Annotated in this window: 10 protein-coding genes; 5 read left to right on the top strand and 5 right to left on the bottom strand. The window is 62.9% G+C overall.

Translation table 11 applies throughout. The features are described 5' to 3' along the window. The first annotated feature begins 24 nt into the window (after window positions 1-24). The 5 genes from ACQZ5H_RS10160 to ACQZ5H_RS10140 all read left to right on the top strand — a co-directional run bounded on the left by ACQZ5H_RS10160 (window position 25) and on the right by ACQZ5H_RS10140 (window position 4,059). Window positions 25-1,605, top strand: a complete 1,581-nt coding sequence (locus tag ACQZ5H_RS10160; RefSeq protein ID WP_449097565.1) for a cytochrome ubiquinol oxidase subunit I — start codon at window positions 25-27, stop codon at window positions 1,603-1,605. Window positions 1,606-1,610: 5 nt separating this feature from the next. Continuing rightward, window positions 1,611-2,762 (top strand): cytochrome d ubiquinol oxidase subunit II, encoded by a 1,152-nt coding sequence (cydB, locus tag ACQZ5H_RS10155; RefSeq protein WP_449097564.1) that lies wholly within the window; start codon window positions 1,611-1,613, stop codon window positions 2,760-2,762. Between the two features lie 12 nt (window positions 2,763-2,774). Continuing rightward, the gene (gene cydX, locus ACQZ5H_RS10150) at window positions 2,775-2,885 is read left to right on the top strand and encodes a cytochrome bd-I oxidase subunit CydX (protein WP_130280199.1); all 111 of its coding nucleotides are present in this window, start codon (window positions 2,775-2,777) and stop codon (window positions 2,883-2,885) included. A 115-nt stretch (window positions 2,886-3,000) separates the two neighbouring features. Beyond that, on the top strand, window positions 3,001-3,303 hold the full coding sequence (locus tag ACQZ5H_RS10145; protein ID WP_130280201.1) for a hypothetical protein: 303 nt from the start codon (window positions 3,001-3,003) through the stop codon (window positions 3,301-3,303). Window positions 3,304-3,441: 138 nt separating this feature from the next. Then, entirely contained in the window at window positions 3,442-4,059 is a 618-nt protein-coding gene (locus tag ACQZ5H_RS10140) for a TerC family protein (protein ID WP_449097563.1), read from the top strand. Between the two features lie 52 nt (window positions 4,060-4,111). On the opposite strand, the gene ACQZ5H_RS10135 is transcribed toward ACQZ5H_RS10140, so the two are convergent. The 5 genes from ACQZ5H_RS10135 to ACQZ5H_RS10115 form a co-directional block, all read right to left on the bottom strand. Continuing rightward, a complete protein-coding gene (locus tag ACQZ5H_RS10135) occupies window positions 4,112-5,155 on the bottom strand; it encodes a DUF2218 domain-containing protein (RefSeq protein WP_449097562.1) in 1,044 nt (347 codons plus the stop codon). Next, window positions 5,152-7,128 carry a Fe(3+)-hydroxamate ABC transporter permease FhuB gene (gene fhuB / locus ACQZ5H_RS10130; protein ID WP_449097561.1) on the bottom strand — a complete coding sequence of 659 codons (1,977 nt, stop codon included), beginning with the start codon at window positions 7,126-7,128 and terminating at the stop codon, window positions 5,152-5,154. Before fhuB ends, ACQZ5H_RS10135 begins: the two co-directional genes overlap by 4 nt. Beyond that, window positions 7,121-7,960 (bottom strand): ABC transporter substrate-binding protein, encoded by an 840-nt coding sequence (locus ACQZ5H_RS10125; protein ID WP_449097661.1) that lies wholly within the window; start codon window positions 7,958-7,960, stop codon window positions 7,121-7,123. Before ACQZ5H_RS10125 ends, fhuB begins: the two co-directional genes overlap by 8 nt. 38 nt (window positions 7,961-7,998) lie before the next feature. Beyond that, the gene (locus tag ACQZ5H_RS10120; RefSeq protein WP_449097560.1) at window positions 7,999-8,778 is read right to left on the bottom strand and encodes an ABC transporter ATP-binding protein; all 780 of its coding nucleotides are present in this window, start codon (window positions 8,776-8,778) and stop codon (window positions 7,999-8,001) included. An 82-nt stretch (window positions 8,779-8,860) separates the two neighbouring features. After that, the gene (locus ACQZ5H_RS10115; protein WP_449097559.1) at window positions 8,861-11,026 is read right to left on the bottom strand and encodes a TonB-dependent siderophore receptor; all 2,166 of its coding nucleotides are present in this window, start codon (window positions 11,024-11,026) and stop codon (window positions 8,861-8,863) included. Between the last annotated feature and the right edge of the window lie 7 nt (window positions 11,027-11,033).

Genomic DNA, 11,033 nt, shown 5'->3' with positions numbered 1-11,033 from the left:
CCGTGGGACCGTGGGAGAAAGACAATGGAACTCGACATAGTCGCGCTATCGCGCTTTCAATTTGCGCTGACCGCGCTTTATCACTTTCTTTTCGTACCGCTGACGCTTGGCCTTTCCGTGCTGCTCGCCATCATGGAAACGACCTATGTCATGACCGGCCGCCAGATCTGGCGGCAGATGACGAAATTCTGGGGCACGCTGTTCGGCATCAATTTCGTGCTCGGCGTCGCCACCGGTATCGTCATGGAATTCCAGTTCGGCATGAACTGGAGCTATTACAGCTATTATGTCGGCGATATCTTCGGTGCGCCGCTCGCTATCGAAGGGCTGATGGCCTTCTTCCTGGAGGCAACCTTCGTCGGCCTGTTCTTCTTTGGCTGGGACAAGCTCTCCAAGGTCGGGCATCTGGCCGCCACCTGGGCGGTGGCACTAGGCTCGAATTTTTCGGCACTCTGGATCCTGATCGCCAATGGCTGGATGCAGAACCCGGTCGGCTCGGCGCTCAATCCGCAGACGATGCGCATGGAGATCGCCAGCTTCTTCGACGTCGTCTTCAATCCCGTCGCCCAGGCCAAGTTCGTCCATACGGTTTCGGCCGGCTATGTCTGCGCCTCGATCTTCGTTCTCGGCGTCTCGGCCTGGTACCTGCTGAAGGGCCGTCATATCGAGATCGCCAAGCGCTCGATGACAGTCGCCGCTTCCTTCGGCCTCGCGTCGTCGCTCTCGGTCGTCGTCCTCGGTGACGAAAGCGGCTATCTCGCCACTGAAAACCAGAAGATGAAGCTCGCCGCGATCGAAGCGATGTGGAAGACGGAACCGGCGCCCGCCCCGTTCACCGCTTTCGGCTTCCCGGATCAGGAAGCCCGCGAAACGCATTTCGCCGTCCATATCCCCTGGGCGATGGGCCTGATCGGCACGCGCTCGCTGACGACCGAAATCCCCGGCATCGACAAGCTGGAGAAGGAAGCCGAAGTCCGCATCCGCGACGGCATCAAGGCCTATGATGCACTGACGAAGATCCGGGCTGTCCGCCCACCGGATCAGGTTCCCGCAGATGTCCAGGCCACGTTCGAGGACCTCGGCCACGATCTCGGCTATGCGCTGCTTCTGAAGCGCTATGTCGACGATCCGCGCCAGGCAACCGACGCGCAGATCGTCCAGGCGGCGCATGACACCATTCCGCATGTGCCGACGCTGTTCTGGTCGTTCCGCATCATGGTCGGCCTCGGCATGTTCTTCATCGTGATGACGGCAACCTTCTTCTGGTTGTCGGCGCGCCGCCATCTCGACAAGTATCCGCTGCTGCTCAGGGTCGCCGTCTTCGCGATCCCGCTGCCGTGGGTGGCGATCGAGGTCGGCTGGATCGTTGCCGAATTCGGGCGCCAGCCCTGGGTGATCGAAGGCGTGCTGCCGACGGCAGCGGCCGTCTCCAGCCTCGGCGCCAGCACCGTGCTGCTGACGATCATCGGCTTTGCGGCGCTTTATACGACGCTGATCATCATCGAGATGAGCCTGATGATCAAGGCGATCAAGAAAGGCCCCGAGCCCGATGACGAGCCGGAAGCCGAGCTGATCTCCGAAACCCTCGTTCCTGCTGCGGAGTGATTGTCATGATCCTTCACGAACTTCTTGACTACGACACGCTGCGCGTCATCTGGTGGGTGCTGCTCGGCGTCCTGCTGATCGCTTTCGCCACCACCGGCGGCTTCGATCTCGGCGTCGGCACTCTCCTGCCCTTCGTTGCGAAAACCGATACCGAGCGGCGCGTCGCCATCAACAGCGTCGGCGCTACCTGGGAAGGCAATCAGGTCTGGCTGATCCTCGGCGGCGGCGCCATTTTCGCCGCCTGGCCGCCGCTCTACGCGGTCTCGTTCTCGGGCTTCTACCTGGCGATGTTCGCGACGCTGTTTGCGCTCATCCTGCGTCCCGTCGGCTTCAAGTACCGCTCCAAGCGGGAAAGCCCGCGCTGGCGCAACAACTGGGACTGGGCACTCTTCGTCGGCGGCTTCGTGCCCTCGCTGATCTTCGGCGTCGCCGTCGGCAACGTTCTGCAGGGCGTGCCCTTCCGCTTCGCCGACGATATGCGGATCTTCTACGAAGGCACCTTCTTCGGCCTCCTCAACCCCTATGCCTTGCTCTGCGGACTGCTGTCCGTCGCTATGCTGGTCATGCATGGCGCGGCCTGGCTGATCCTGAAGACCGAAGGCCCGGTTGCCGAACGCGCCCGGCACTATGGCAGCCTTGCCGCCTTTGCCGCTATCCTGCTCTTTGCGCTCGGCGGCATCTTCCTTGCGGCCGGCGTCGACGGCTACCGCATCACCAGCGAGATCAACACGGTCGGTCCGTCCAATCCGCTGTTCAAGACGGCGGAACATGCCGGCACCTGGTTTGCCAATTACGGCACCTATCCGTGGCTGCTGATCGCACCGGCCTGCGGCTTTGCCGGAGCGGCGCTGGCGCTGCTCAGCATGCGGGCACGGCTGGAAGTGACCACGCTGCTGTTCAGCAAGCTGTCGATCTTCGGCATCATCTCGACGGTCGGCGTTTCGATGTTCCCGTTCATCCTGCCGTCGTCGCTCGATCCGCGGGCGAGTCTCACGGTCTGGGATGCCTCGTCGAGCCATATGACGCTGTTCATCATGCTCGTCGTCTCGGCGATCTTCCTGCCGCTGATCTTTCTCTACACCGCCTGGGTCTACAAGGTTCTGTGGGGCAAGGTGGACGAGAAGGCCATTACCGACAAAAGCGGCCACGCCTATTAAAGGAGCAAGACGATGTGGTATTTCGCATGGATCCTCGGCCTGCCGCTCGCAGCCGCCTTCGCCGTTCTCAACGCCATGTGGTACGAGCTGATGGACGACGAAGCCAAGAAGAAGAAACCCTGAGCTTTTGAATGATGAGCTGCCGGGCGGTACCCTGCCCGGCAGCTTCGCCAATCTGGCACAAGCCTTGCTTCATATTATTCAGGCGGAATATGCCCGCCGGTAGAAGAGGGGTAGCATGGTGTCAGTCACGGATATGATCGGTGCAACGTGGCGTCTTGAAGATGCGATCCGGGAAGTGATCGCGGAAAACCTGATTTTCTCCAACAATTCCAATCCGATGAAGAACAAGGCGCGCATGCTGCCGCATCTTCTCGTGCAGAAGTATCCGCAGCTCTCGGATATCGAGCATGAACTGCGCGGCGTCTTCGAGACCTGCCGCATCGCAATTGACCATAAATCGATCAGTCCTGTTGTTGCGAAGGCAGCCATCGCGATCGCCGATGAGTATCGCGAACTGATCATCAAGCTCAAACATTAGGCGATGGTCTCCCCGCGCGTTTCCGGCGTGGGACTGCCAGGACACACATCCGGGACATTTGCGTGGACCGGGGTGATTGCCGGTTGACGTAACGTTTTGCGGGCTCTAGTCCGGCTTCCGAACATCGGGGGACGTTTCATGGAAATCTTTACTGCCGCGGGGCTGACTGCGCTTTTGCAGGTCATCGCGATCGATCTCGTGCTTGCCGGCGATAATGCCGTCGTCATCGGCCTTGCCGCCGCTGGCCTTCCGGCCGATCAGCGCAAGAAGGCCATTCTGGTCGGTATTCTGGCCGCCACCGTTCTGCGCATCATCTTCGCGTCGATCACTGTCCAGCTGCTCGCCATCGTCGGCCTGCTGCTCGCCGGTGGCCTGCTGCTTCTCTGGGTCTGCTGGAAGATGTGGCGCGAGCTGCGCGCCCAGCATGGTGCGGAAGGCGAGGAAGCGCTCGACGGCGCCGCGGGCAAGCCGCGAAAAACCTTCTGGCAGGCCGCCAGCCAGATCGTCATCGCCGACGTGTCGATGTCGCTCGACAACGTTCTCGCGGTTGCCGGTGCTGCCCGCGAGCACCCGACCGTGCTCGTTGCCGGCCTGGCTCTGTCGATCGCCATGATGGGTATCGCCGCAAACTTCATCGCGCGCCTGCTCACCAAGCATCGCTGGATCGCCTATGTCGGCCTGGCGATCATCCTCTACGTCGCGCTCGACATGATGTATCGCGGCGCGCTCGAAGTCTGGCCGTATCTGCACGGCTGATCGGCTTTCAAGCTAGAAATCAGGGGCGGAGCGGCGAAAGCGGCTCCGCCTTTTACTTTTCCCAGTAGCTGCCGACGCGCATGCACTGCCGGTCGTATTGCAGCTCGTCCTTCAGATATTCGCGGATCGCCACGGCTTCCGCCTTTTCGCAGCCGACCCAGATGAATACGGGCGCGGCGCATTGCGGCGCCAGTTCGCGGATCAGCCGCCCCAGCCTGCCCGTCGTGCCGGGGGCCGCCCCGTTGCGATGCAGCCAGACCGCCTCGATCTCCGCCGCTGACGAAAGCGCCTGCTCTTCGGCGGCACTGTCCACCTCTGCGAAGAAGCGAACGCGGGTGCCCGCAGGTACCGTCTCGGCAATCCGCAGCATGGCCGGCAGCGCCGTCTCGTCTCCGGCGAGAACGAGATCGGCAGCCTCCGGCATCCAGCCGCCGCCCGGCCCCATGATGCCGATCAGATCGCCCGCGGCAGCCGTTGCGCCGAAGGTGGCACCCGGCATGGTTTCGCCCTCATGCAGCACGAAATCGATATCGACCTCGCCACGCTCCGCATCGACATTGCGGATCGTATAGATGCGCACGGCGGTGATTTTCTCGTCCGGCCACTGGACGCGGCCATCGTCGCCAACCGTCGGCCAGACCGGTGCCTCGCCATTCTGCGGCAGCAGCAGGCGGACATGTAGGCCGCCCTTCTCGAAGTCCTGCACATCGGGGCAGGAGAACGTGACGCGGCGCATATGCGGCGTGACGTTCCGGGCGCCTGTCACGGTCGCGAGACGCATATTGCCAGGCAGCGCCGGCTTCGGCTTTTCCGACCAGGTGAGCTCGAACTTCTCCTCCCCAGCGAAATGGAAGAGATGCTCGGCAAGCACGGTGCGGATCATCGTCAGCTCATCCTCGCTGTTCGAGGCAAGTTCGATGGCGAGCTTGCCCTCGGCGATGCTGATATCGGCGACGCCGATCTCATGCTCAAGATGCACCGTTTCGCCGACGCGGGTTACCGATGCGTGCTCGGCGAAATGTTCGGCGATCTCCTCCAGCATATGCCTCGCATCCGCCGGAATGGCCGTGCCCGAAAGCCTGAACTGCGCCGTCATGCCGCTTCCTTTCGCGTCAGGAGCCAGATGAGGTAGGGACCGCCGATCAGCGCCGCGAAGAGGCCGACCGGCACCTGATAGGGATAGATCACCACGCGCGACAGCCAATCGGCCGAAACGAGCACGCCGGCGCCGATCAGGATGCTGGCGGCAAGCTGCTGGCCGGGCCGGTGGAAACCGGTGAGCCGCGCCAGATGCGGCGCGATCAATCCGGTCAGGCTGAGCGGCCCGACGAGGAAGGAGGCGACAGCCGTCATCAACGCCGCGATGGTCGCCAGCGCCAGACGGCTGGCGCCGACCGGCAGGCCGAGGCTGCGCGCCGACGGGCCGCCAAGCGGCAGGATGGTGAGCCAGCGGCTGAGGAAGGGCAGCGGCGCCGCCAGCACCGCAAGCGAGATGACAGCCGTCCAGGCCTCGAAACTGCCCGCCCTGTTGGTGGAGCCCGAGAGCCAGGTGAGCAGCACGTAGCCGCGCATATCGCCCTGCGCCAAGACCATCGTGACGATCGCCATCGAGAAGGCGCCGATGGCGATCCCGGCGAGCAACAGCCGCTCTGGCGCGAACTGGGCGCGGGCAGCAATGGCGATCATGATGAGGAACGCGACAAGCGCGCCGATCGCCATCGAGGCCAGCATGACGAAGGGCGGCGGGAAGCCGAAGATGAACAGCGCAACCGTCAAGCCCGCGCCGCCGCCGGTGCTGACGCCGAGCACTTCCGGGCTGGCGATCGGATTGCCGGTGACGCGCTGCATGATGAAGCCCGCAGCCGCCAGCATTGCGCCCGCACCGGCAGCCACGATGGTGCGCGGCAGCCGCAGCGGCAGGAGATCGCTGAACAGCGCGCCGCTCGCGATGTGCCAGCCATCGTTGGCAGGCGCCGTCGTCAGCACCAGGGCAACGACCAGCGCGAGGGCGATGAGGAGCATCAGGAAGACGCGGGCGGGGCTGCGTAGCCGCTTGATCGCCGACGTGGTCTGCGCCGTGACGGCGGCGAAGGAATGCACGCGCGGCAACAGATAAAGAAGCAGCGGACCACCGAGCAGGGCCGTTGCCGCACCGGCGGGTGCAATATCGGTAAAGCCGGGGCCGAGAAGCTGCGTCAGGCAATCGGTGAAGAACAGCAGTGCGGCGCCGGTCAGCGGTGCGGCGATGACGAGCTGCCGCGTCGTGCGGGCTCCGGCGAAACGGGCGATCGCCGGGGCGGCGAGGCCGAGAAAGCCGATGATGCCGACATTGGCGGTAACCGAGGCCGACAGCCAGACGGCAAGCAGCAGCACCGCCAGCCGGGTCACATGCAGCGCGACGCCGAGGCTCTTTGCGCCGGCATCGTCAAGCGACAGGACCTGCAGCGGCCGCAGCAGCAGGACGGCAGCGGCAAAGCCTGCGGCCAGTCGCGGTGCAAGCGAGAGAACGCCGCTCCAATCCTGCTGGCTGAGCGAACCGGCGCCCCAGATATAGATCGACATCGCATATTCGCCGCGGGCAAGGATGATCGTGACGCTGAGCGCCGAGGCGATCAATGTCACGATCATGCCCGACAGGGCGACCGTCACCGGATCGAGGCTGCGCCGCCAGCTCAATCCCAACACGATCGCCACCGCAACCAGCCCGCCGGCAAAGGCGATAAGTTCACGCGAAAGCCCGAGCAGCAGCGGCGAGAAGCTGAGGCCGATGCTCATCGCAAGCTGCGCGCCCGAGGCAATGCCGAGCGTCGAGGCATCGGCGATCGGATTGCGCAGCACGCGCTGCAAAAGGAAGCCGGAAAGGCCGAGCGCAGCACCGGCGATCAGCGAAAGCGCGGCGCGCGGCATCATGCTCTGCCAGAGGAGAGCCGCATCGAGCACCGCTTCGCTTGCCGGCAGCCGCGGCCGGAACGTCAGCAGCAGTGCAAAGATCAGCGCACAGGCGCAGGCCGAGACGGCAATGCTCAGCTGCGGCTTGCCCCGGCGGCTTGCCGGTTTGCGGCTAACCATTCCATGCATCGGTCAGCCCTTTCGCAAGCAGATCGGCAAAGCGCGATGCGGCAGGCAAGGCGCCATAGGGATTGATGGAGCCGATGGTCAGCACGCGCTTTTCCCTGACGGCCGGCAGCGCCTGCCAGAAGGCGCCGTTCTGCAGCGCGACCAGCGCATCCGGCGGATGCGGCGGAATGAAAACGATCCAGGCATCCGGCATCGAAGCCAGCGTTTCGATGCCGATCGGCGCCATGGCCGTGTAGCTTGTCTTGCCTTGCCAGGCATTCTTCAGGCCGGTGCGCGCCAGAACCTCGCCGAACATGCTGTCGCTGCCGAACACGCGGTAGTGACGGGCATCGCCGAGATTGATCGGCAGAATCGTGCGGCCGTCACCCGAAGACAGAACCGTCCGGTAGCGATCAAGCCGTGCCGAGAGATCGTCCGCATAGCGCTTGCCGCTTGCGAGCCCGAGCTCGTCCGCTATCGCGAGCGTCACGTCCTGGGCGCGCTGGAAGGGGCTGTCGCCCATGCGGTAAATCGACTGGCTCTTGACCGGCGCGATGCGGCTCATCGGGCCGTCGGCCCAGCCGTAAAAATTCGAATTGAAGATCAGGTCGGGTCTGGCGAAGCGCAGCACCTCGAAATTCGGCGTGCCGCGCAGACCGAGATCGGCGACACTCTCTGGAACGGTGGGCTCGACGGCGATCTTGCGGAAGCCGACCAGCTCGGTGCCCGCCACCACATCGGCGCCGAGCGCCAGCAGCGTTTCGAGCAGCGCCCAATCAAGCGTTGCGACGCGCGGTGACGCAGCCGCCCTCGATAGGGACGGCGCCGCAAGGGCAGCAGCCATGGCGAGAAGGCCGCGGCGGGTGAATGTCGGTGCCGGCGTCACAGCAGGTAGCTCACAGGCTCGCCGCGCGCCGGATGCGTGAAGACGCCCATGCCGACGCCGAAGATCGACCGCAGGCGCTCGGCCTGCATGATCTCCTCCGGTGTGCCCTTGGCGCTGATCCGGCCGCGATTGAGCGCAATGATCTCATCGCAATGGCGGGCAGCGAGATTGATGTCGTGGAGCACGATGACGACGGTCAGCCCACGCTCATGGCTGAGCGACTCCACCAGCGACAGCATCGACGCCTGATGGGCAAGATCGAGCGCCGAAGTCGGCTCGTCGAGCAGCAGGCAGCTGGCATTCTGGGCCAGCATCATCGCGATCCAGGCGCGCTGACGCTCACCGCCCGACATGTTGGCGACCGGCCTGTCGGCGAAATCCTCAAGGTCGGTGCGGGCAATGGCATCGTCCACGAGTGCATGGTCGGCCTTGCCGAAACGGCCGAGCGTGCCATGCCAGGGAAAACGTCCGAGCGCCACCAGCTCGCGCACCGTCATACCGTCAGTGGCAGGCGTGAATTGCGGCATATAGGCGATCTTGCGGGCAAACTCCCGCCCGCCCCAGGCCGCCGCATCCTTGCCTTCGAGCGCAAGCTTTCCGCCCGTCGCCGCATGCTGGCGCGCCATGATCTTCATCAGCGTCGACTTGCCCGACCCGTTCGGCCCCACCAGCCCATAGATCCGCCCGCCCTCAAGCGACAGATCGATGCCGGAAAGGATGGTGCGCTCGCCCGCCGCAAAGCGGACATCCGACATCGTCAGGAAGGGGGTGGGCATCAGCGAACTCCGGAAGCTCAAATTGCAAGAGCGGGAAAAATTTCCCGCCCTCGCTTTGCAAAACTAAACTGCAATTGTCAACTTACCAGGAGACGCTGACGCGGCCCATCACAGTCCGGCCGTCACCGTAGTAGCAACCGAAGCTACCGCAGTTGGAGACATATTCCTTGTCGGCAAGGTTCTGGAAGTTCAGCGACGCCTTCAGGTTGTCTTTCTGGTAGTGGATGGAGGCGTCGAAGAGGGTTACGCCGGAAAGATCGTAGGTATTCGCCAGATCTCCGTATCGCTGGCCGATGTAACGAACGCCGCCGCCAACACCGAAGCCCTGCAGAGCCGTATCTTCTTTGAAGGTGTAGTCCAGCCACAGGCTCGCGGTGTGATTCGGAACATTGTCCGGGCGGTTGCCATCGTTGTCGCCACCGACGACCTCGGCATTCATGTAGGTGTATGCCGCACGCAGATCCAAGCCATCCGCGATACTCGCAACACCTTCGAGTTCAACGCCTTGGACGTGAACTTCACCGATCTGCGCACTCACGGTGTATGGAACGGCCGGGGGCAGAGGCGTCACGGTGGTGGTCGTGAGGACATTTTTCTGCCGCAGATCGAAGGCTGCAACACTGAAGAAACCATCGAAGTCTGTCGGCTGATATTTGACGCCGATTTCGTACTGCTCGCCGGTCGTGGGCACGAGCGGATTGCCAGCAGCATCGGAGCCAGATACCGGGTCAAATGACGTCGCGTAGCTCGCATAGGGCGCAATGCCATTGTCAAAGAGATAGCTGAGGCCGGCGCGCCAAGTGAGCTTGTGATCGGTTTGATCAAGCGAGGAGGTCGTGGTGCCGCCGAAAACAGTCTCCTGCTTGCCGTTGGTACCAGCCCAATCCTGACGCAACCCCAATGTTGCGCGCCAGTTTTCGTACTTGATCTCGTCTTGCAGATAGACGCCAGCCTGCCACAGCTCGGAGTTGACGTCCTGACTGTACCAGACGCTCTTGGGTACCGAGACGCCGTATTGCGGGTTGGCGCTATCGAGCGAAGGAGCGAGGCCGAACTCGGTCAACGCGCTGTTGTTGAAATACCTGAGATCGACGCCCATAACCGCCTTGTGATCGACTTCGCCTGTCGAAAACTCGGCTTGAAGCTGGTTATCAAGATTGTAGGTGTTGAGATTTTCGTCCTGATAGATCGCCCCGCGGTTCAGGGTATGTCCATCGGCATCAAGGCTGGAGAAATACAGCGACTGGTATTTCCAATCGAAGTTCGAATACCGCATGTTCTGACGGAAGGTCCAAACATCGTTGAGGCGGTGTTCGATTTCATAGCCGATATTCGTGAGCGTCCGATTCGACTTGTCGAAGCTGTCGTCGCCAACGGAGAAGCTACGGGACAGCTTGTTGTCACCACCATAAAGCGTCAAGGCAGCGGGCAACCCTGAGGGCGCATCGGGATTGTCATGCTGAACACTGGTCAGCAGCGTGATCTTCGTGTCCTCATCCGGCTGCCAGGTAAAGGCCGGTGCAATGAAGTAGCGATCGTTGTTGAGATCGTCCGTCTGCTCGCCCGCGGTCTTGACCAGACCCGTCAAGCGATAGGCGAAGTCCGAACCGTCCGAAACCGGACCGCCCACATCAAAAAACGCTCCGTAGTAATCGTAGGTGCCGATCTGGAGGCCGATCTCGCGGATGGGCTCGAACTGCGGGCGCTTGCTAACCATGTTGATCAGACCACCGGGATTGCCCTGACCGTACAAAACGGAAGCCGGGCCACGAAGGACTTCGAGCCGCTCAAGGCCGTATATTTCGACCGCCGGAGCACCTGCGGTACGCATCATCTTCAGGCCGTTCAGATACTGGCTTTGGCGACCATCGAAACCTCGAATATTCGGCGAGTCGAAACGTGCGTCCGAACCATAGGGCTCGCCTACAACGCCAGGCGTGTAACCAATCGCCTCGCCCAGCGTATCGGCGCCCTGGGCCCCGATCTCATCGGATGTCACGACCGAAATCGACTGCTGCGTCTCAACGAGCGGCGTGCCCGTCTTCGTGGCCGTGGCGCTGGTCTTTGCCACATAGCCCTTTACTGGCGCGCTCGGGTCCTGTTGCTGCCCGCCATCACCCTGCACCGTGATCGGTTTCAGCTCGGTCGCCTCCTGCGCCAGAACAGGCGTGGCGGCCGCGATGCCGATGGCGGCGGCGCCGGTCAGGAGATTGGCCTTGAAGATGAGAGCCTTGGTCCGCTCACGCATTGTCTTA

Source organism: Rhizobium sp. 21-4511-3d, from assembly GCF_053522545.1.
This window is presented reverse-complemented; position numbering and strand designations above follow the sequence as displayed.